The organism is Pedobacter vanadiisoli (assembly GCF_042684385.1).
GTDB lineage: Bacteria > Bacteroidota > Bacteroidia > Sphingobacteriales > Sphingobacteriaceae > Pedobacter > Pedobacter vanadiisoli.
Map to the genome: position 1 here is coordinate 150,603 of NZ_JBHULL010000043.1, position 24,342 is coordinate 174,944.

12 protein-coding genes are annotated in these 24,342 nt (G+C 40.2%); 4 read left to right on the top strand and 8 right to left on the bottom strand.

The window, feature by feature from the left end; all coding sequences use genetic code 11:
- Positions 1-160: 160 nt before the first annotated feature.
- On the top strand, positions 161-6,982 hold the full coding sequence (locus ACFSR6_RS20850) for an MBG domain-containing protein (protein ID WP_379082574.1): 6,822 nt from the start codon (positions 161-163) through the stop codon (positions 6,980-6,982).
- 42 nt (positions 6,983-7,024) lie between these two features.
- On the top strand, positions 7,025-7,888 hold the full coding sequence (locus ACFSR6_RS20855; protein WP_379082576.1) for a PorP/SprF family type IX secretion system membrane protein: 864 nt from the start codon (positions 7,025-7,027) through the stop codon (positions 7,886-7,888).
- A 185-nt stretch (positions 7,889-8,073) separates the two neighbouring features.
- On the opposite strand, the gene metG is transcribed toward ACFSR6_RS20855, so the two are convergent.
- Positions 8,074-10,182, bottom strand: a complete 2,109-nt coding sequence (gene metG, locus ACFSR6_RS20860) for a methionine--tRNA ligase (protein WP_379082579.1) — start codon at positions 10,180-10,182, stop codon at positions 8,074-8,076.
- A gap of 40 nt (positions 10,183-10,222) precedes the next feature.
- Between metG and ACFSR6_RS20865 the strand changes: the two genes are divergently transcribed.
- A complete protein-coding gene (locus ACFSR6_RS20865) occupies positions 10,223-11,122 on the top strand; it encodes a S66 peptidase family protein (protein ID WP_379082582.1) in 900 nt (299 codons plus the stop codon).
- A 1-nt stretch (position 11,123) separates the two neighbouring features.
- A complete protein-coding gene (locus ACFSR6_RS20870) occupies positions 11,124-11,531 on the top strand; it encodes a DoxX family protein (RefSeq protein ID WP_379082584.1) in 408 nt (135 codons plus the stop codon).
- A gap of 60 nt (positions 11,532-11,591) precedes the next feature.
- Here the strand turns inward: ACFSR6_RS20870 and ACFSR6_RS20875 are convergent, their stop codons facing one another.
- From ACFSR6_RS20875 to ACFSR6_RS20905, 7 genes are all read right to left on the bottom strand, one after another.
- A complete protein-coding gene (locus ACFSR6_RS20875) occupies positions 11,592-12,041 on the bottom strand; it encodes a hypothetical protein (RefSeq protein ID WP_379082586.1) in 450 nt (149 codons plus the stop codon).
- Positions 12,042-12,049: 8 nt separating this feature from the next.
- Positions 12,050-13,525, bottom strand: a complete 1,476-nt coding sequence (locus ACFSR6_RS20880) for a SusD/RagB family nutrient-binding outer membrane lipoprotein (RefSeq protein ID WP_379082588.1) — start codon at positions 13,523-13,525, stop codon at positions 12,050-12,052.
- 18 nt (positions 13,526-13,543) lie between these two features.
- The gene (locus tag ACFSR6_RS20885) at positions 13,544-16,651 is read right to left on the bottom strand and encodes a SusC/RagA family TonB-linked outer membrane protein (RefSeq protein ID WP_379082590.1); all 3,108 of its coding nucleotides are present in this window, start codon (positions 16,649-16,651) and stop codon (positions 13,544-13,546) included.
- A gap of 334 nt (positions 16,652-16,985) precedes the next feature.
- Entirely contained in the window at positions 16,986-18,467 is a 1,482-nt protein-coding gene (locus tag ACFSR6_RS20890; protein ID WP_379082592.1) for a RagB/SusD family nutrient uptake outer membrane protein, read from the bottom strand.
- A gap of 11 nt (positions 18,468-18,478) precedes the next feature.
- Entirely contained in the window at positions 18,479-21,631 is a 3,153-nt protein-coding gene (locus ACFSR6_RS20895; RefSeq protein WP_379082594.1) for a SusC/RagA family TonB-linked outer membrane protein, read from the bottom strand.
- Positions 21,632-22,630: 999 nt separating this feature from the next.
- The gene (locus tag ACFSR6_RS20900) at positions 22,631-23,320 is read right to left on the bottom strand and encodes a hypothetical protein (protein ID WP_379082595.1); all 690 of its coding nucleotides are present in this window, start codon (positions 23,318-23,320) and stop codon (positions 22,631-22,633) included.
- Between the two features lie 60 nt (positions 23,321-23,380).
- Positions 23,381-24,328 (bottom strand): DUF1735 domain-containing protein, encoded by a 948-nt coding sequence (locus tag ACFSR6_RS20905; protein ID WP_379082597.1) that lies wholly within the window; start codon positions 24,326-24,328, stop codon positions 23,381-23,383.
- Positions 24,329-24,342 lie beyond the last annotated feature (14 nt).

Below are 24,342 nucleotides of genomic sequence, written 5' to 3' on the forward strand. Positions count from 1 at the left end.
ATTTAGCTATTGATCCTAACATTTGCACATGCTTAAACCCAGGGGGAAGTTCACTGTGCCTGTTATTATCATTTTAGTAGCTATATGCCTGATGATTTTAATCTGGCTATACTTTTCCTACCGTTTAGCACAAATTTAGATTTAAATTTTATAGCTCAACATGAAGAATTTGCTCTTGGTTTTATTGTTCCTTGCCACAACCGGCCGGTTATACGCACAATGCCCGCCAATGGATCAGCCACAGAATAAACAAGCCTGTAATGGTGCTACTATTGCTGCGGTTAATTTTACAAGCAGCACTTCAAATGTGGTTTACTCGTGGACAAACTCTAATCCGGCTATTGGTTTGGCTGCTAGCGGCAGGGGAAATCTCCCAGCCTTTAATGCGGTAAATACTGGGACTAGTCCTGCAACGGCAACAATATCAGTTACACCAAGGACTGAAATCAGCCAGACTTTCAGTTATACAGGAACTATGCAAACATTTGTGGTTCCGGCAGGGGTAACCAGTGTTAGGGTTGATGTACGGGGCGCGCAGGGAGGTAGTGCTATTTATAATCAGCCAGGTGTAAGACCAGATGATGTGGGAGGAAAAGGCGGAAGGGTAACTGCAGAATACCCGGTTACTCCTGGTCAGACACTTTACATTGTTGTCGGAGGCAATAGCGGCTTTAACGGCGGCGGAAATGGTGGAGGTAGTATTGCGCAGCCAAAGGGTGGCGATGCTTCAGATATCAGGATTGGTGGAATATTAATAAACAATAGAGTTATTGTTGCAGGCGGAGGAGGGGGCGGTGGAAATAATTGTTCAAATGTTGCTGAATCTGGTGGTGCAGGAGGGGGTTTGATCGGTGATGATGGTTATGAGTGTAGTAACCAGGCCAGCCCATATACGGGGAAGGGAGGAACCCAATCTGCAGGCGGTGCAGCAGGAGTTGCTCTTGCAGGTAGTGGAAACAGTAGCAGCGTTCCAGCAACCGCAGGTAGATTGGGTTTCGGCGGAAATGGAGGTACCTTTTACGGTACGGCTGCTGGTGGTGGCGGTGGCGGCTATTATGGTGGCGGTGGCGCAGTTTATGGTGGTGGCGGTGGTGGAAGTAGCTATACGGTTTCGCAAGCCACATCGGTAGTGCATACCCAAGGTTTTCAAGAAGGGTTAGGCGAGGTAATTATTACTTACGACCAGCCTTGTGCCAGTCCCGCCACCAAAACATTTACCTACACAATCAATCCAATATCCAATACAACGGCTACTCCAAATGCACAAACTGTAAGTTCCGGACAGACAATTGTGCCTATTGTCTTGAACAGCAATTTAGCTGGTATAACTTATAGCTGGACGAGAGACAATTCGGTAATTGTTACCGGCATGGCTAGTAGTGGTAATGGCAATATCAGTGGGTCATTAATCAATATAACAGCCGTACCACAAACAGTAACCTTCACCATTACATCTCACACCAATAATTGCGTCGCTGCGCCTATAACTGCAACCGTTGTAGTCAATTCTATTTACGCTCCCAACGCCGATGGTATCCTGTATGTTAAGCAAGGCGGAACAGGTAACGGCAGCAGTTGGACCAATGCACTATCTGAATTGGCTGATGCATTGCTTATAACCAAAAGCTTAAATACGGCTACTCCGGGAATGATAAAAGAAATCTGGGTAGCAGGAGGAATTTATAAGCCGATGTACAGTCCTGCCGATAATAACTTTGGCACTTCTGCAGGGCGGGATAATACCTTTTTGCTGGTTAAGGATGTGAAGCTGTACGGAGGTTTTGCCGGAACTGAAACAACACGTGCCCAACGAGATCTGACATTAACAGTTAATAAAAGTACACTCAGTGGCGATTTTAACAATGACGATATTATAAGCGGTGTAGGTGCCACCCTCAATTTTGCCAATAACGGTGAAAATGCCTACCATGTACTCATCTCTTCTGGTGATGTAGGCCTTGCCGAATTGGATGGTTTCACCATTAAAGGGGGTAATGGAAGTGGAAGCAATATCACGGTTAACGGTTTGGCCATATCTAAAAACCAGGGTGGTGGAATGAACATTACTTCATCCAGCCCCACAATTACCAATTGTATTTTTGAAAACAACAATGTTTCAGCCGGCATGGGAGGAGCCATTTTTATAGGTGTTTCACCTAATGGTTCAGCTGCCAATCCAGTGATTGCCAAAAGTAGTTTTGTAAACAATAAATGCAGCAATATTGCTGGTCAGGGCTGGGGCGATGAAAGTGGCGGGGCCATGTACAATACTGGTTCAGGGCCAGTTATTTCCGATTGTCGTTTTACTGGCAACCTGATTACAGGAGGCCGATTAGGTGGAGCAATTGCTAACATGGCATCAACCGCTCAATTTAACAATGTAACCATTAGTAATAATTTTTCACTCGGAACCGGTAGCGGAGGTGGTGGAATAGCTAATATTAGCACGGGGGCCGTTAAGCTAATTAATGTTGTGCTGAGCGGAAACAGTGCAGATGCTAATGGAGGAGCCATCTATAATAGTTCTGGAGCAACACCAAAGCTTACTAACGTGCTTATTAGTGGCAATGCAGCCAACAATGGCTCGGGCATTTATAATAACAATTCATCACCAGTATTAACTAATGCTACTATTGTTGGCAACCTATCCAATACAGGAGGCGTAATCTTCAATACCAATAACGCTTCACCACAACTGCAAAACACTATTGTATTTGGTAATAGTACAGGCATAATAAACAGTTCAGGTACAGATATGCCCGTTTATAAAAATAGTCTAGTACAGGGAGCAAGTGGTGCCGGATTAGTCGCCTTTAATGGAACGGTAACAGATTTATTTGTGTCGCCACTTGCTCCAGCTTTAACAACTATTGGCGATTATAGGCCAAAAACAGGAGGTGCTCTTATAAATGCCGGCGACCAAAGCCTCTTTTCGGATTTGACAGCCAACACCAAAGACCTTGATGGCAATCCACGTTTAACAGGTGCCAATATTGATTTGGGTGCTTACGAAGCGCTGGCGCAATCGCAAACCATTACTGCCCATAATTTAAGCAAAACCTATGGCGATTTGGCTTTCGAACCCGGTGCAACGGCAAGTTCGGGCTTAACGGTTACCTATGTTTCTACTGATAACAGCATTGCCGAAGCCTTTCAGGATGCCGCAGATGCCAACAAATGGAAACTGAAGATCAAAAAGGCAGGGACTGTAAACATTACTGCCAGCCAGGCAGGAGGTATGGGTTATGTTCCGGCAAATGATGTTGTTTTTAACCTTACCATCGATAAAAAACCGGTAACGGCCAGCATAAAACCAAATGCCACTTTTACCAAGGTTTATGATGCCAGTACGGCCGGCACCATTCAGGTAACAGATCTCGTTTTAGCTAATGGCGATATCATTAATAATGACGATATACAGCTAAGTTTAAATTCTGCTATTGCCCAGTACGACACGAAAGATGCAGGAACCGGAAAGACGATTACCCTGCCTTTAGCCAATGTTTTATTAACGGGCACACAGGCTGGAAATTATAAATTAGCAAATATTAGCGATCTATCAAGTGCTGCGGCTTCAATTACACCAAAGCCATTAACCATTGCCGCAAACAATTTTAACAAGGTATATAATGGTTTGGGTTATAGCGGCGGCAATGGGGTAACCTATGGCACATTTGCCTTGGGCGAAGATCCGGGCGTGCTTTCCGGAACATTGAGTTTTAGCGGTACCGCTCAGGGCGCAATAAATACAGGCAATTATACCATTGTTCCTCAGGGATTGAGTGCAACTAATTATGCCATCAGTTATATAAACGGACAATTGGTTATTTCGCTTAATAATGTAAATACTTTAACTTTTAATGCCCAAGCTGCCGGCAGCCTGTTAACCAAAACCTATGGTGATGCCGATCTCAATGCATCGGCCAATGCCAGTTCGGGGTTAACGGCAGCTTACCAAAGCAGCAATTTATCTGTAGCTACCATAAATACTTCGGGTCAGGTAAGCTTGTTGGGAACAGGTACAACCACCATAACGGTAAGCCAGCCTGGCGATGCGAATTATGGGCCAGCTACACCGATAAGTTTCCAACTGCAGGTTGCCAAGAAAATGTTGACCGTTACCGCAACCGACTTTAGTAAAACCTATGATGCACTTGCCTATGCCGGTGGAAATGGTGTAAGCTATAATGGCTTTGTAAATGGCGAAACCCAGGCTGTATTAAATGGAACATTAATATATGGAGGCAACTCGCAAGGTGCTGTAAATACAGGGAATTATGTAATAGCGCCTAGTGGATTGCTTTCTGCCAATTACGATTTCGACTACAAAAACGGAACATTAAGCATTGTGCCATCTGGGGCGAACGTAATTACCTTTAATAACCAGGTAACAGGTGCTGTACTTCAGCTAACATACGGAAATACTGTTGTTGATGCTTCGGCTATTGCATCATCAGGATTGTCGGTGAATTATGCCAGCAGCAATCCTGCGGTGGCTTCGGTTAATGCAAGCGGACAGGTGCATATTTTGGCTGCAGGAACGGCGACGATAACGGCTAGTCAGCCCGGAGATGTGAACCATAGTGCGGCCACTCCGGTAAGTTTCAATATCAATGTGCAACAAAAAACACTAACTATTACCGCCAATAATTTTAATAAAACCTATAATGCAGTAGCTTACACCGGAGGAAATGGAGTAAGCTATAATGGATTTGTTAATGGAGAAAATGAACAAGTTCTGCAAGGCACCTTAAGCTATACAGGCACTGCAATTGGAGCCAAGGATGTGGGAAGTTATTTTATCAGTCCAACAGGTTATACCTCAAATAACTATGCCATTACTTATCAGAATGGAAGCTTAACCATAACCAAAGCAGGATTAATGATAACGGCAGAGGCAAAAAGCAAGGTTTATGGTGGTGGCGATCCTTCCCTCACCTACACCAGCTCGGGTTTGGTTGGTACTGATGTGGTTACGGGTACCTTAACCAGGGCAACTGGCGAAAATGTGGGAACGTATGCAATCACCCAAGGAACTTTAGATGCAGGCGCTAATTATAGCGTTGTTTTTAATCAAGCTACATTTGCCATTACACCTAAAATACTGGGCATTACTGCGCAGGCTAAAAGTAAAATTTACGGTGAGGCCGATCCCTCGCTTACCTACACCAGCTCGGGTTTGGTTGGTACTGATGTACTTACGGGTGCCTTAACCAGGGCAACGGGCGAAAATGTGGGAGCGTATGCAATCACCCAAGGAACTTTAGACGCAGGAGCTAATTATAGCGTTGTTTTTAATCAAGCTACATTTGCCATTACACCTAAAATACTGGGCATTACTGCGCAGGCTAAAAGTAAAATTTACGGCGATGGCGATCCCTCGCTTACCTACACCAGCTCGGGTTTGGTCGGTACTGATGTGGTTACGGGTACCTTAACCAGGACAACTGGCGAAAATGTGGGAACGTATACAATCACCCAAGGAACTTTAGACGCAGGAGCTAATTACAACATTACTTACATACCAGCCAACTTAACGATTACCAATAAAGCGCTAACCATTACCGCCCAAGCCAAAAGCAAGATTTATGGCGATGGCGATCCCTCGCTTACCTACACCAGTTCGGGTTTGGTAGGAACGGATGTACTTACAGGTACCTTAACCAGGGCTACTGGCGAGGGTGTAGGGACTTATGCAATTACCCAAGGAAGCCTTTCGGCGGGTACCAATTACAGCATTGCTTATGCACCTGCCAATTTTACCATTACATCAAAAAACTTGACGATAACAGTACTGGCAAAAACTAAAATATATGGCGAGACTGATCCTCTACTAACTTATACGAGTACTAGTTTGGTAGGAGCAGATGTGCTTACGGGCTCATTAGCAAGAACAGTTGGCGAGAATGTTGGTAACTATGTCATTAATCAAGGGAGTTTAACAGCGGGAAGCAATTACAGTATCAACTATGTTTCTGCCGACTTATCAATTGCCGCAAAAACATTAATCATTACTGCGGCTGCAAAAAGTAAGGTTTATGGCGACGTTGATCCGGCTTTAACCTATACCGCCAGTGGTTTGTTAGGTGCTGATGCGCTTACAGGCTCATTAGCAAGAACAGTTGGCGAAAACACAGGTAGTTATAGCATTAGACAAGGAAACTTGGACGCTGGTATAAATTATGCCATTACTTATAATCCAGCCAACCTAACTATCTCCAAAGCTGTGCTCAACATAACAGCCAATAATAAGGCGATGTGTCAAAGCAGTAACCTCCCGGCTCTTGATGTAAGTTATTCAGGTTTTAAATATGGCGACAATGAAAATAACCTTAGTACCAAACCCACGGTAACTGCTAATGCCAATAGTAATTCTTTGGCTGGTGCCTACACATTAACGCCAGCTGGTGCAGCTGCCAGTAACTATAGCTTTAACTATGTAAATGGAAGCTTAACCATCAATACATTGCCCACTGTTGAGATTTTGAGCAGTAAAGGAAATAGTGTAAGTAAAGGCGAAACGTTAAGCTTAACCGCAACAGGAGGCCATACCTATGGTTGGGCCAATGCTAATGGAATTATTTCAGGTCAAAATACAGCTGTGCTTAATATCAGGCCAAGCCAAACCACTACCTACATTGTTACAGCAAGAAATGCCAGTGGATGTAGCCAGAGCAGTAGCATTACCATAAACGTTCGTGATGATTTCCTGGCTGTAAAAGCCAATAACATTCTTACGCCTAACAGTGATGGCGTGAACGATTTTTGGACTGTGGCAAATATAGATGCGTATCCAGATAATGTGGTACAGGTGTTTGATCGCGCCGGAAGAATCTTATTCACTCAAAAAGGGTATAACAATACATGGGACGGAACAGTAAACGGACAGGCGCTGGCAGAAGGTACTTATTATTACATCATCGATTTTGGGCCTGAAAAATTAAAACAAAAAGGTTTCATTACAATCATCAGGCAACAATAACACCATGTAAAACTTGGTCAAGTTCCCTCTAATTTAACTCATATGAAAATCAGGCTTTCCATTATTATTGCTATCGCTAGTTGCGCTCCAACGGTACTCAGGGCACAGCTCAACCCCTTGCAGGCACAATATTATACGAACCGCTATTTAGGCAACCCGGCCATGGCAGGGATTGAGAAAGGATGGGCATTAAGCCTATCTCATCGTTCACAGTTCAGCGATATTCCTGGTGCACCAGTAGTACAGAACCTGACGGCAGAATATGGTTACAAAAAGGTTGGCATTGGCCTCAATGTAACATTAGATAAGGCTGGTCTGCAACGGTTTGTACGTGTATTGGCCAGCTATGCTTATCACCTGCAAATTAACGAGGCATCCACATTACATTTTGGCCTTTCAGCAGGAATAAGAAACCAACGTTTAGCTGTCGACGAAATTAACGGTAATCCGAATGATAATCTAGTCAGCCTTTATAACCAACGTCAAAACTATTTCGATGGTGATTTCGGATTGGCCTTAACAACTGGTAAAATCAGCTTGGAAGTATCACTGCCCAACCTAAAGAACTTATTCTGGAATAATAATAGTATGGTGGCCGATTTACCCATTTTTTATTCGGCTTTTAGTTATAAAATTGCCGTAAATGAGGCCGAATTAGAGCCAAAAATTGTTTTTAGAGGTATTAAAGGTTTTGATCATATATGGGATACGGGTGCGCAACTAAGTTTTGCAAAGAAACAGATATTATTAAACGGCTTTTACCACACTAGTGGAAGTGCAAGTTTTGGTATTGGAATGGATTATCAGCAAAAATATCTCCTTGGTTTTTCGCATACTTTGCAAACCGCATCATTATCCAATTATACCAACGGCGATTTTGAGGTGAACCTGCGATTGAAGTTTTAAACAACAATAAGTTTATTGAAAGAGCCAGTTTTGACAGGATTAAAATTTAAAGAAACGTAAGGCTGATAGGAGTCTGATTTTTACGAAAATACCCAGACTCCTATCGGATTTATTTTATGTTTATAAGAACACCCTTGGCGACATGATCCAATAAAATATGTAGAATAATGTGACACTGAACTGCCCTATCTCACCACACTCCCATCTTCAAACTTACTCGTTGGTGCTACAAAAGTGAGTTTGCCTTCTGCATTTTCGGCCATTAAAATCATGCCTTGAGATAAAATTCCTTTGATCTCCCTCGGCGCCAGGTTAACAACCATACTTACCTGTTTACCAACAATGTCTTCAGGTTTATAATATTCGGCAATACCAGAAACCACTGTTCTTTCATCAATGCCTGTATTTACTGTTAACTTTAACAGTTTTTTGGTTTTCTCTACCTTTTCTGCGGCTACAATAGTAGCAACGCGGATGTCTATTGCCGAGAAATCATCAAACTGGATATTTTCTTTTGCCGGAATAGCAACAGCACTATTAGCAGCATTGCTGGCTTTGCTTTGATTCAGTTTCCCGATCTGGAAGTCGATCTCTTCATCTTCAATTTTATCAAACAAGAGCACAGCTTCTCCAATATCGTGACCACGTTTTAACAGGCTAACCGTACCAGCATCAGCCCAATCATGGCCTCCATTTTGGAGCATCTTCATTAACTTTTCGGCAGTAAACGGCAAGAAAGGTTCGATCAGGATCTGAATATTGGCCGCCACTTGAAGCGCAATATGCAAGATTGTTCTTACGCGGTCTTCGTCGGTTTTAATGAGTTTCCAGGGCTCGGTTTCGGCCAGGTATTTATTTCCTAAACGGGCAACGTTCATTACTTCCGATAAAGCCTCTCTAAAACGGTAGTTTTCTATTGATGCGGAAATTTTAGCAGGGTAACCAGCCAGTTCATCAATAACAGCTTGATCTACATCGGTAATTTCCATGCAGGTAGGCACTGAACCACCAAAATATTTATGCGTAAGTACCACTACGCGGTTTACAAAATTGCCAAGTATAGCAACCAGCTCATTATTGTTTCTCGCCTGAAAATCTTTCCAGGTAAAATCGTTGTCCTTGGTTTCAGGAGCCGTCGCTGTTAATACATAACGCAATACATCCTGTTTACCTTCAAACTCCCTTAAATATTCGTTCAGCCAAACTGCCCAGTTTTTAGAAGTCGATATTTTTTGGCCTTCCAGATTTAAGAATTCGTTTGCAGGCACATTATCAGCCAGGGTATACTCGCCATGTGCCATTAGCATTGCCGGGAAAATAATGCAATGGAAAACGATATTATCTTTGCCAATAAAGTGAACTAACTTGGTTTCGTCGCTTTTCCAGTATTCTTCCCAGCCACATTTATCGCTTTCGTTGCTATTAATGTAATATTCTTCGGCTTTAGGATTCCACACATCAAGCTTCGCATAGTTACACAGCTCTTTGGTTGCAGAAATATATCCAATAGGTGCATCGAACCATACATAAAGTACTTTGCCCTCGGCATCGCGAAGCGGAACGCGTACTCCCCAATCTAAATCTCTGGTCATTGCCCTTGGCTGTAAGCCTGCATTTAACCAGCTTTGGCATTGGCCGTAAACGTTCGGGCGCCACTCTTTATGGCTTTCGATATAAGTTCTTAATCGATCTTCATACTTATCGAGTGGCAGAAACCAGTTTTTAGTTTCCTTTAAAATTGGTTTATCTCCTGATAAGGTCGATTTTGGATTGATCAGATCGGTTGCATTAAGCGTAGACCCGCAATTTTCGCACTGATCGCCGTAAGCATTTTCGTTACCACATTTAGGACAGGTACCTGTGATGTAACGATCGGCCAAAAATTGTTTCGCAGTGGCATCATAATATTGCTCGGTAATTTCTTCGGTAAAAACCCCTTTTTCATAAAGTGTTTCGAAGAAATCGGCAGCAGTTTGGTGATGGGTAAGCGATGAGGTACGGTGATAGATATCGAAAGATATACCAAACTCTTTAAAGGAATTGCCAATAATTTTATGGTACTTATCTACTACTTCCTGCGGTGTTATTCCTTCCTTTTTGGCCTTTAAAGTAATCGGAACGCCATTTTCATCAGATCCGCAGATGAATTTTACATCACGTTTGTTCGATCTTAAATAACGGGCATAAATATCTGCAGGGATGTAAACACCGGCCAGGTGCCCAATATGAACAGGTCCATTTGTATAGGGTAGCGCTGCAGTTACGGTATATCTTTTTATTTTACTATTATCCAAAACAATTTTTATTAATTTGGCAAAGATAAGTGTTTTAAAGATGATTAAGCAGCCCCCGTATTTAAAAAAAGGAGATAAGATTGCCCTGGTGTGTCCGGCAAAGAAATTACCTAAACCGATAGACCATGCCATTGAAATATTGAAAGACTGGGGTTTAGAGGTTATTTTAGGTGATACTGTAAATGCCAGTCATCACCAATTTGCCGGAACTGACGCCCTAAGAACTAAAGATATTCAGCGCTTTTTAGATGACCCATCCATAAAAGCAATAATTTCGGGTCGTGGAGGTTATGGTACCATCCGGATTATCGATCACCTGGACTTTACAGAATTTAAAAAAAATCCTAAGTGGTTTGTAGGTTTTAGCGACATCACCGTTCTGCTTTCGCACCTGGTTGCGCAATGTAGTACCCAGTGCATGCATGCACAGATGCCCTATACATTTGATGAATCCACCGAAGAAGCTTTAATTTCTTTAAAGAAGGCTTTATTTGGCGAAAAACAGAGCTATTCTTATCAAAGTAGCTTTAAAAATAGGGCAGGAGAAGCAACCGGGATTTTGATCGGTGGTAATTTAACCTTGCTTGCCATGGTACAGGGCTCAGTTTCGGAAATGGATTTTACCGATAAAATTCTCTTTTTGGAAGATGTTGGTGAACACGAGTATAGCATCGACCGGATGTTGAGGATGCTAAAACGGGCAGGAAAACTTGCACACTTAAGAGGATTCATTGTAGGCGCGTTTAATGAAATAGCTGAAGAAAAGATTTCTTTCGGACAAACGGCTGATGAGGTGATCTGGGATATTGTTAAAGAATACGATTTTCCAGTCTGCTTTAATTTTCCAACAGGGCATATCAGCAATAACCTCAATATGGTTTTAGGTGCTGAAGTAAACTTAAAAGTAGAAACAAACAACGTTCAATTTAAATATTTATAAGATGGCAATTTTAGACAATTTAGGAAAATACCGCAATACAGGCCTGTTACTGCTACGTATTGGTTTAGGCGTAATGTTCATTATTCATGGTTTCCCGAAACTGGCAGGCGGACCAAACGGATGGACTGATTTAGGTGGAAGCATGAAAGTAATCGGCATAGATTTTCTACCGATATTTTGGGGCTTTATGGCCGCCGCTACTGAAACATTTGGTGGTTTTCTTTTAATTGTTGGCTTATTTTTCAGACCAGCCTTAATTTTATTGATTTTTACAATGGTTATAGCAGCTTTGGTTCATTTTGGCAAAGGGGATGGCTTACAAGGCGCCAGCCATGCAATTGAATTGGGCATTGTATTTTTCGGATTGATCTTTATTGGACCCGGGAAGTATAGTGTAGATAAGAAATAAGCTCATTCCTTCGATTTAAAAAGAAAGGCCTGGAAATTTCCAGGCCTTTCTTTTTACCGGTTATCCGGTTATGTTAATGGTGAAGAAGCGTTTTACGGTCTGCCCATTACCGAGGGTTGCTGTAACCGTTAAAACAACCGAGCCACTTGAACCCGAAGTAGGGAGCGGAGCATCAGCCGAGCCACGTAAATCTTTTACTAATTTGGTAAAAGTATAAGAACCGCCACTTACAGTAGCCGTACCAAGATTGTTAACAACTGTACCTGTTGGTGTGGTAAACGAAAGTGTTTTCACATCTCCGCTATAAGTAATTACAATATTTACAGTTCCTGTTCCTTTTGTGGTAGGAGTAGCACTCGCATAGCTTGAATAGGTACCTGATACTGTATTGATGTTCCCATCAAAGATAATAGTAACGTCTGTATTGAGCGTTTCAGGTTGCTTTGGATCTTTTTTGCATGAGGCCAAGCCTAATATTGATGCAAATAATATGATTAAAATTCTTTTCATAGTTATAATTATTTATCCCAAAATACAGATTTTACAAATACTGAAGGTCGGGCTGGTGTATTAGGATTGTAGCTTCTCTCGTTAAATGAATACGGCAATATGCGCGGCACTGCTGTTGAAGGAGATACCGGCGTTAGCACAGGAAATCCCGTTCTCCTCCAGTCCGTCCAGGGCTCGATGGCTACTCCAAAATTAGACACAAATTTTTCTTCAATAATTTTTTGAAGAGCATTTCCGGTAACTAAGGTTCCATTTGTTGACGCCAGGTAAGCCGTTAAACCCGAACTTACTGCCAAAGCTTCTGTCGCATCTGAAAATTCAACGGCATTTGCAAACGAAGCGGTTATCCCTGCTTTATAATAGGTATCGGCAGTTAGTAAATCATTCCCGCCATTTGTTCTCGCAAAATATTCTGCCAAAATCTGATTTTGCTCAGCAAAAGTAAACATCCTTATTGGCGCTTCACCAGAGTATGCACCTGCTGAAAGCTTTCCTCTAAGATAAGTGCTCATGCGCGAAAAGGCAGTACTTACCACAACATCACCATTTCCATTTGTTGCACCGATATAGGTTCCTGATTGCAGGGTAAAATATGAGTTTCTTCTACTATCACTCTTGGCATTCATGATATCAACCAACGTTTTACTTGGAAAAAACTGGTTTGGTCTTGATCCTTCAAATTGGTGGATAGGATTGGTTTGATTGGCTGAAGTTAAAAACCGCATCTGAAAATTATCGGTATTTCCTCTCAATAATTTATTGGCGGCCAAAATTGCAGTTATACCTGTTTTTGCTCTTGTAGCGTCTGCCGCTGTTCCATTTGTAGAAAAATAGTGGATATACATTCTCAACTTTAACGCATTTGCAAAACGTTCCCATTTATCCATATCACCACCATAAAATAGATCATCAGTTGTAGGAGCCAATAAAGATGCTTTTTTGATATCTGCAACTCCTTCATCAATTAAACCGAACAGGTTATCGTATATGGCTGAAGATCCATCAAATTTAGGTTTTAAATTCGCTTCGTAACCAATAGCTTCTGTATAAGGCAGATCACCATACGCATCCACATGGGTTTGATAAACATAAGCTTTTATGAGCTCTGCAACACCTGCATATTTTGGGCTTGTTGCTTTGGTTTTTTCGATCACTTTCTGTAAATCAGCTAAGGTACCTGCAAAGGTTGCCGCCCAGGTATTATTGATATCACCTTCGCCTACCGCATATTTATCATATTGCGTTGGCTGAACCGCGCCACCACCCTGCGCAGCAAACTGCTGCACCCATAACGAAGTAAAACGGTGTATGTCTGAGCCCATGGTAAAAGCAAGGTTACCTTGTGCTGCGGGTAGGATTAAACTAGCATCAGGATCTTTTAATCGTGTAGGATCATCATTAATGTCTACAAATTTCTTGCACGAGCTCAGTCCTGTCATGGCTAATGCCAATCCAAAAACTATTTTCTTTATATTAATTTTCATATTTAAACTCTCCTAATACTAAAATGATAATTTTAAAAATCCACCATAGGTTCTTGTTTGAGGCTGGCCATTATACTCAATGCCCTGTCCATTACTAACACCCAAAAGGTTGTTTTCCGGGTCCAGGTGAGGGAAATTAGGCGCATACATCAAAAGGTTTCTTCCCGTTAAACCAACATTAATTCCCTTTATGAAGCTTAGTTTGTTTAATAGTTTGCCCGGTATACGATAAGATAATGTTGCTTCACGTAGCCTGATCCAAGAACCATCAAAAACCGCATATTGCTGTGCTGCCGAAGAATACAAATCACTATAATATTGTTCTGCCGTAATTAAAGTATTGTTTGGTGTACCATCTGCATATACGGCATTGTGCATATACAAACGATCCCTGTTACCTGTTTCAGCAGCAACACCGTATCGTCTTAAATCAGTAATTGTTCTCGAATAAATATCACCACCATACCGAACGTCAGCAAACAGGCTTAACGACAGGCCTTTGTAAGAGAATGTTGTATTTACACCACCGGTCCATTTTGGATTTGGATCACCGATCGGCTGCAGTTCTGCAGTATTGATCTGCCCTGAACTTAGCCTACCATTTGCATCCACAATATCCTTACCGTTAAGTTTTTTAAATACCTGGCCAAATAATGTTCCGTACTGATATCCGGTAACAATACGGCCCTGTGGATTGGTAAAACCACCATTACCGATAAAAGGGACGCCTGGTGCAAGCTCTACCACTTCATTTCTTCCTTTAGTAAAGTTTACAGATAAATCCCAGTTAAAGTCTCTCGATTTTATCGGTGTTCCACTAACCAATAGTTCGATACCGTGAGCTTTTAGGGTTCCCGCATTCAACAGGGTACTGGTAAATCCTGATGAAGGTGCACTAGGTACCGAAAATATAATGTCGGTGCTTTTGGTGCTATAGTATGCAATATCGAAACTCAACCTGTCTTTTAAAAGCTTAGCCTCTAAACCAACTTCTCTTGATGCTGTAAATTCGGGCTTGATATTAATGTTACCCGCTGCATTCGAAAAAGTTTGCCCATTCACCCCATTAAATGGAAAAACCAGATTTGGTCCGAAACCATCAGAAGGGCCTGCAGTGCCAAAATATGTACCGGTGCTGTAAACCGGTGCTTCCCTACCTACTTTCGCATAGTTAGCCCTGATTTTCAAATACGTTAAGATATCATTTTGTTTTAACTCAGGGAAAGCTTCTGTCGCAATAAAACTGGCATCCACTTTAGGGTAAAAATAACTTCTCTTATCAGGGGCAAAAGTTGACGAAACATCTCTACGGCCTGTAAATGACAGATATGCGAAAGATTTATAATCTAAGCTAATATCAGCATATACCCCTACCAAACTTTGTTCTGTTATGGCTTGAACCGGAATATAAGTTAAGGTATTCGATATATTATAATTATGGGCTGCCTGTATACCATTACCGGTAACCTGTAGCTGGTCTAATCTTCTGTAGTTAATCTCGTTACCCAATAAAAGTCTGGCACCAAAATCTTTCCAGAACCTTTTGTTGGCCACCAAATTGAAATACGAACTTACCTCACGTCGGTTTGTCGTATTATCGATAATAGAACCGGCCCTGCTTGCAGACTGGTTGTTGTTTGCTGATTTTTCGTTGATTGTTTTAGATACGTTGGTATATTGATCAATACCGATTTTATAATTGGCACTTAACCAATCAGCTATTTTGTAATCCAACCCAACGTTACCAATAGCCCGGTCTATCTTTTGTTTGTACAAAACATATTTAATGGACCATAATGGGTTATCTGTACCTAAAATATTATAGTAAGTATAGCCTGCATTGTTAACACGGCTTGTAGGAATGTTATTTAAGCCAGCAGGGGTTTCGAAGGGATAATTTGCCAGGTTATAGGTTCTTGGCAATGTCATTCCATCGAATAGCGGATTAGACCTTGCATTACCTGTAGGTGTGCCTACAGAGTTATTATGTATATACTGAATGGAAGAACTAATGGTTAGGTTTTTACTCAATTGCGTACTTGCGTTAACTGTAAAGTTATTTTTAGCCAAAGTATTGTTATCGATATATCCACTTTCTTTAAAATTTCCGTAGTTAAAGTAGTAAGCTGATTTTTCGGTACCGCCAGTAAAAGTAACGTTATTCTGCAGGTTATAGCCCCCTTTAAATATATCCTTAACATTATCCGGATAAGCAGTAAGAGTTTCCGGATTACCAAGGTAATTAGTAACCGTTTGACCTGTTATTTTAGTTCCCCACGACATTTGCGAATAAGAATCATATAATCCGTTAGCACCCTGAGAATATTCATTTTGATAATCCGGTAAACGGTTAACTTCTATATAATTGTAGTTGCTGCTTAATTCTACTCTTCCGGCCTGCCCTTTGCTTCCCTTTTTAGTGGTTACAATTACAGCTCCGGCAACAGCCCTTGAGCCATAAAGCACAGCTGCAGCTGGTCCCTTTAAAATCGTTACAGACTCAATGTCATCCTGGTTTAAATCAATTCCCCTGTTCGAATTTGTACTTCCTGTATTTACAGATTGCCCTCCGCCAGTATTATCAATCGGAATACCATCTAATACCCATAGCGGTTGGTTCGATCCGGTAAAGGTTGTGGCCTGCCTGATATTAATATTTGATGAAGCACCTGTTGCACCACCGGTAGACAGAATTTTCACTCCCGCTACTTTACCTGCCAATGCATTTACCACGTTGGTTGAGCGGCCAGCCGTTAGCTTTGAAGCATCAATGGTCGTCGCTGCATAACCTAAAGATTTAGCTTCTCTTTTTTGACCTAAAGCTGTTACCACAACTTCGGATAATGACTTTGAATCAGTTTCCATAGAAACATTGATTACGCTTCCCCTAATGGTAATCTCCCGTGTTAAATACCCAACAGAAGAAAAAACCAACACTTTTGCACCTGCACCTGCATTAATAGAAAATTTACCTACTGCGTTTGTAGAGACACCAGAATTTGATGCATCTTTAATTCTTACACTTACACCCGGAAGTGGCAATCCATCTTCACTAGCCGTAACTGTTCCTGTGATTGTTCGATCTTGCGCTATTGCTGAGGTGGCAATAAATAGCAATATGAACAAACTTTGTAGAAGTTTTTCATAAAAAAGTTTAATTTAGTTAATAGTTAGTGCAATATAAGATTTAGTATTTTGTAATGCAAATTTTACACACTTTTCATTTTCCACTTTAATGAAATTAAAATCGGAACATCTGGTAACATTTATTCCGGAAAAATATAATCCTATTATTCGCGAGCAATTGTTTCTTACGATAGGATTGATCACGAATTAGCAGCAATATTAGAACTGAATTTTTATTAGCCCAGGGAAATATAGGCGCGGATAAGAAGTCGCCCTGAAAAAAATCAATGAAAAAGTCCCGATTTCCACCGGGACTTTCATTATAAATTAAAAATTAATTCTGAACGATCAATTTGTTATTTTGTACTTCGTTTGCAGAAATAGGCCAGATATAGCCTGCTGTATTAAACGGAATGGCTGGAGCGCTGCCTTGAGTGCCGCTTTTGGCAGCAAAACCTGCACCCAATCTCATTACATCCGGAGACCTGAAGCCTTCACCAAGTAACTCAATCCTTCTTTCTGTAAGGATGGTATTTTTTAAGTTAGCAGGCAGTAAATCTGTCGCCGGAAAAATATATCCCGGATTTGATCTTTGTCTAACCGCAGTTAACAAGGCTATAGATCGTGCCGGATCGGAAACTACGGTAGCCTCTGCCAGATTTAATAAAACCTCAGCATATCTGATTACAGGGATATAATCAGTATATGGTGATGGTTTTTTAAATTTAGTTAAATAGGTATTGGCACCTGAAACTGTTGTTAGACTTTTCCTGGCATCGGTTGAACCTGCAGCAAAAACTGGGTTTGCAAAAATTCCTGATGGATTTAAAAAATACTCTTCATTACCTCCCGCTTGATTTATCGAAACATTATAATAATAAGCCAATTGATTCTGCGTACCAGGAGCATCTAAATCTGCCATTGGAAAAGATAACACCGCTTCAGTAGCAGTTGCATTACCTACATAAGCACCACTAAATACATTAGTAATATTAGCTTCTAACTGTAAGGGAGTGCCTGTTGTTGCTTTAAACGGCGCTGTTGCAGTAACAATTTTATTGGCTTCGGTAACTACTGAAGATAAATCTCCCATTGACAGATATACCCTGGTTTTAAAAGCAATCGCCGTATTTCTAGTTGCCCTTATAGATATTGATGTTGCAGGCAAGGTCAATGCCAGGTCTGGTTCTGCTTCATTTAAATCTTTTAGAATCTGTGTATATACTTCTGCTACAGTACTTCTTTTTAAGTCATTGCCGGTTAAATCTTTCTCTCCCTTAAGCCTTAATGGTACTCCTAAGCTGGCGCCGTTATCGGTAATATAGGGTTTTGCATATAATTGTAATGCACTATAATAACATAGGGCCCTTAAAAACTTGGCTTCCGCAATGTATTGCTTTGCTGTTGCCGGGCTAAGTAAATTAGCATTGGCATTAACGCCTTCAATAACCAGGTTAGCCCTGTTAATAGCAGCGAAAATTGCTCCCCATAAATTTACAACCTCATTTGTATTGGAAACCAGGTTGAACCGCCACGTATCCAAACCGGTTACCCCATTTGGCTTATTTACTATAAAATCTTCTCCGCGGATATCATTGTAAATTAAATACCTACCGCCGTAAAACTGACCGGTCTTTACCCCGGCATATATCCCGTTAACCTGTGAAAGGATCCTATCTGGACTGGAAAAAGCATCTTCAATTGGTAAGGAAGTATCGGGTGCCGTATTTAAGAAGTTCTTTTTACAAGATGTTGCAAACAGTAAAGGAGCGGCTATAAAAAGATATTTTAATCTATTGTTTATTTTAATTTTCATGATCTCTAATTTTAAAATCCAACATTGATACCAAAAGTAAATGTTCTACCAGAAGGTACAGAGTTTCTATCTACACCCGGAGCAAGGTTACCGCTATTTCCTGTTGTTGTAGAGTTACCATTTACAGAAACCTCAGGGTCAGGACCAGGATAATTAGATATAATCCACAGGTTACTCGATTGTGCATAAACCCTGATATTCGAAACACCATATTTGCTAAACAATGTTTTAGGCAGGGTATAACCTAAAGCCAGGTTTCTAACTTTCAAGAAATTACCGCTGAAAACATTTTGTGATTGTGCAAAGGCAGATCCATTTGAGGTGTTATCGCCATAAACCAGCCTCGGAATATCTGTTACCTGGCCCGGCGTTGTCCATCTGTTCAGCACATCTTTTTCGTTATTCCAAAAACGCTGATCACGAAGCCCGGCCAATGAACCATAATAAATTTTATTACCACCAGAGAATGTTAGCCCTAAGCTTAAATCAAAAGCTTTGTAGCGGAAATTATTATCCAATCCGCCAAACCATTTCGGTATTGACTGTCCTGTTATTGTGGCATCCAATGCAGCATCAATTGCAGGAGCATTCTGTCCTGCGTTCGGTCCATCAAGATATTGATAGCGTGCAGCAGTAGCACGTGCAAAACTGAATCTCAATTTTTGCCCAAATCTATTTACGAAAATGCGTTCACCGGTTGCTGGGTCAACACCTGCTGTTGGAACAGTATAAATTGATCCGATTGGGTAACCAACGCGTGTAATATTTGCGGTTTCTAAGGATGTCGCCCCAAAAAGATCGGCATTATTATTACCCAATGCCGTAACTTCGTTTTTCAGGGTACTGAAGGTTAAACTGGTTGTCCAGCTAAAATCATCGTGTTCAATATTTCTCGAATTTACGGTAAACTCAAATCCCTTATTGTACATTTTACCTACGTTTGTGGTAATCGCATTTCCAGGTACCCCTTTAGAAGGTGCCTGAGGAGCATTTTGAACCAGATTATCAATATTGTTATGATAATAGTCTACATCCAAAGAGAAGCGTCCACCTAAGAACTCCAAATTAATACCAACATCCGCTTTTTTACTGGTTTCCCAAGTTAGGTTAGGATTACCCGCTTGCGCAAATGACAATGCAGGAGATAAACCATAAAGTCCAGGATTATATAAAAACAAAGCAGGGTAATTACCAATGTTAATGTTTCCAACCTCTCCATAACTTCCGTGCAATTTAACACGCGTTAACACTTTACTGATACCCAAATTTTTATAAAAATTCTCTTCCGAGATTGCATAACCAACTGATGCACCACCGAAATTACCATACTTATTGTTTGCTGATAATCCGGAATAGCCATCACGTCTGAATGACCCTGTTAAGTAATATTTCTTTTTGTAATCATAGTTAATGCTACCAAAATAAGAACGGAAGGCATTATCTCCCTGTATCAATCCCGCAGGAGTAATGGCACCAAATGCGCCTTGAAAAACCTTGATAAAAGGATCAATTACGCCCTGCCTGGTAGCACCATAGCCAAGAGATTTTGTATATTGATCTTCGGCACCGATAAGTGCACCTAAGGTATGATCGCCAAACAAGCCGTTATAACTTAGTGTATTGGACCAGTTCCATCTGCTATTTTTAACGAAATTACTTGTAGCACCACCCCCATAAGTAAAACCATCACCCTGTAAGCGGTTTACAAATGAATTGTTGTCTATTTTAAGATTGTCAAGACCATAAGTGGTTTTGAATGTCAAGCCTTTTACAATCTGGATTGAGGCATAGGCATTTGCGATGATACGATCACTTTCTGATGTATTTTTATCTTCATTTACCAATACAGCTGCATTGGGATAATTGGATGCAATGGTATTGGCACCTAAACCAACAGATCCTGCGGGAGCATTTATATTATATGAACCATCTTCATTGTAAGCCGCTACGTTGGGAGGCAATACAATTGCCAACCTACCCAAGCCAACAGTAGAGAAAGCCTGTCCCGGCAAAGACCCTGTATTTGGAGCACGGTTTAAGGTATTACTGTAAGAAAAGTTTGTACCAATGGTTACGTTTTTAAATAATTTATGATCAATATTTACACGTCCATTTTTTCTTTCAAAAGAGTTTCCAACAATAAAACCTTCCTGATTACTATAACCTATTGATACGTAATAAGATGTTTTTTCGTTTGCACCAGAGAAATTTAATGCATGGTTTTGAGAAGTAGCCGTTCTATATGCATAATCATACCAGTTGGTTTCTACCTGCGAGCCATCTGATTTTGTTTGCAAAAAGAAGGCTGGTGCCTGACCTATATTAGTTCTAGCTTCATTTTTGATCTGAACATACTCCGCTGCATTTAGTAGAGGTGTGAGGTTTTGAGCTTTAGTGGTTCCTACCCAACCTTCATAATTGATTTTGGTTACCCCTTGTTTACCTTTTTTAGTGGTAATTACCACTACGCCGTTAGCCGCCCTAGAACCATAAATGGCAGAAGAAGCCGCATCTTTCAAGATATCAATAGATTCGATGTCAGATGGATTAATATCGCCTAATGCGTTACCCGCAGCACTATTTGCAGATTGATCTCCTGTAAATACCGGAATACCATCAACAATAATAAGTGGATATGAACTCAAGGAGATGGAGTTAAAACCGCGTACCCTGAAAACAGGTGGGTTATTTAAAACCCCGTTTGGCTGAATGATGTTTACACCAGCCGCTTTACCCGCAAGTGCCTGCTCAAAACTTTGTACAGGTACATTTTTAAGCTTTTCTCCGCTTACACTTGCTATTGATCCGGTAACATCCTTTTTGGACTGTGTAGTATAACCTGTTACCACCACATCAGATAATGTTTTAGAATCGCTTTTAAGTTGTATGTTAACCACACTACTACCACCAATAGCTTTGGTTTGGCTTAAGAAACCAATATAGGAAAATTCCAAAGCGGTTGCTTTGTTACCGACTTTAAGAGAGTACTTACCATCAACCCCGGTTGTGGTTCCCCCGGCTGCACCTTTGACTTTAACACTTACACCCGGAAGTGGCAATCCATCTTCACTGGCCGTAACTGTTCCTGTGATTGTTCGATCTTGCGCTATTGCCGAGGTGGCAATAAATAGCAATATGAACAAACTTTGTAGAAGTTTTTTCATAAAAATAGTTTAGTTTAGTTAATAATTTACAATATAGGATTTAGTGTTTTGTAATACAAATTTTACAATAAAAAATAATTATTTTTTATTTCTCCTCACTTAAATCGATCTAAATAACTGATTATTAGAAACACTTGTTCCCCTAAGCCGATTAAATTTTAGCCTGCAACTATTGTGGTCCTTTTTAGCCGCAGCCTTGTTAAAAATATTTAATCCTGGGGTATCATGGCGTTTTGCATGCCATTAATCGTGTTGGTTGTCCGATCTTAGTTACTGCTCCGGTCGCGATAACAAACAATGCGAACAAACTCTGTAAGAGTTTTTTCATAAAAAGTTAGTCTAGTTTCGGTTAACGAATACAATATAGCACTTAGATTAACTTCATGCAAATCCACAGATAAAAAAACCAACTATGATTTTCTATAAGATACGACATAATTTAACCAAAACTCCAACAAAAACCTTTTACAATGCAAGGAAAGCAACAAACAAACAAAAAAGAAGACCCGTTGCCCTATATTTATTAATAAAAAAAATACAATTACATTAAAATAAGATTAGAAAATCAATGAATGCCTGAATAAAATTCAAAAATTATCAAATAGGCTATTTTTTTTGCAAATAAACCAATGCGATCAAAAAATATTGAGGATTTTTAGTTCTTAATGAGGTGTCTGACCAATCCTGCATAAAGAATGAAATCCCACATCTAACTTACTGCCATACCTTTTGACCTGGTCATATTGTACGGTTATATAGAATAGATACAATTTTTACGCTTATAACCTGCAGCAAAAGTTCATTCCAAAGAGACAGCTGATGCAGTAGTTAATTATCAGGTTACACTATTTTTCAATTAATTTTGGAAAATCCTATTGTACCATAAGCGGTTACTACAGAGTATTTGGAGTTGTCAGGTTTTGTGTAATTGCAGAAACAGACATAAATAAAAAGGAGCTTGTTTTACAAGCTCCTTTAAAATTGACTTAAAGTTTATAATTATAACCAATTTATTCTTTTATGATTTCCTTCCTGCGTGGGAGCATTGAGTTTGGTCTTAATAATAAACTCTGAAGGATATGTTTTACCTTCATACGACGCAACAACCCAATCGATAAAAAATGGATCCTTATCAACTTTAAGTTTATATTCTTGCTTTTTCCCTTTTATCTCGTAGTTAACAAAATATTCTGCTTTTCCTTGGTCGTCAACCTTAGCTTTAATGTATACAGAATTCTGGTCTAATTTATAAATGTCATTTAAAGGGATTGTAGATTCTGCCAATCTGGTTACCAAAGGAAAGTATTGTTCTAATGAGATCAATGGAAGGCTTACAGAGGCTTTAGCATTAATATCTTCATTTCCTGATTTAACATTTACAGTAGCTAAAGCCAACATCTTCGTATCAACCGATAACAATTTCTTGGCATCGTAATTATACCTTGCAAAAAGGCTTTTGTCTTTATTGAAGAAATACCAATTTCCAACCCGTTTTTCGTTAACGTAATTACCCCTTAAAACTGTTAAACCTTCCTTATCAATCAAATAAATCCCATTGAGTTCATTGTTTATAGTTTGATAGGTTAATTTAGAGCCATCAGGCAAATCCATTTTCTGCTGACGGATGTTTTGAGCGTAAGACATTCTTGATACGACAAGAAATATCAGCATTAAATATGTGGTTTTCATGAATATAAAAAAAGGTGTTCACTAATATAATGAACACCTTTAATAAACTAAAATATTATTTTACCTAACACCACTGTATTTGATATTTAAACCATAAACACGTTTTGCAGCTGTTTGGTTCCAGTCAAAATTTAATGTAAATGTACGGGTTGCGGGGTCGTATTTGTTTACCGAACCAGGAACATTAGCAAGCGTAGGATTGCCCAAAGAACTCATTGTAACCAAGTTTGTTGCAGGATCTACTGTTAAACGAAGATTGTCGATACCAGCAACACCTGAAGTTCCACCTGCCCATCTCAAATTTGTGATTTCAAGAGTTGTTGCACCAACAGTTGTTAATGTCACATTTGGATTCGTAGAGGTATTTCCATTCAATGCATCTCCTGTAGTCGGAGTTGTTGGATTCGAATACCTTTGTACAAAGCTTCCTGTCTGCATTGCATAAATGCCATCATATGCATTTTTTGCAGAAACATTTAACAGAATAGTTCCAAAATTCTTGCTTACTCCGCCATAATTGGTTGAAGTAACGGATATTGGCAAGGCATATTTTTTGGAAAAATCAAAATTTGCAGTTTTATAAGCAACCTTTACAGTGGCTGCGCGCTGACCAGCTGGAATTGTTACAGTTGGCGTGGTTATCGTGTACAATGATGCCGGTAACTCAACATAAGGAACGTATGAAGCAATGATTGATTTGTCAGCATTCAGTTCTGTTATTGCGGCACTTTTAGTACCAATGTTTACCGTAACATCTTGCGGTGCCGGATCTGGGCCGGTTAATTGTACGGTATAAGATACCTCAACACTTGCACCTACTTCGTAAGCTACTGGGAACACCGTGTAAAGTGAACCTTCTGGAGTTTCTGACGATGGTGCTACAGGATTTTTAAATTCAACTACAGAAGGGCTACCACTAGGATTGATCGTGTCGAATTTATTTTTCAGGCAAGATGACATTACCGTTGTCAAAATTGCACCAGTTATTAATAATTTAAATATTTTCATTTCTTTGCAATTTA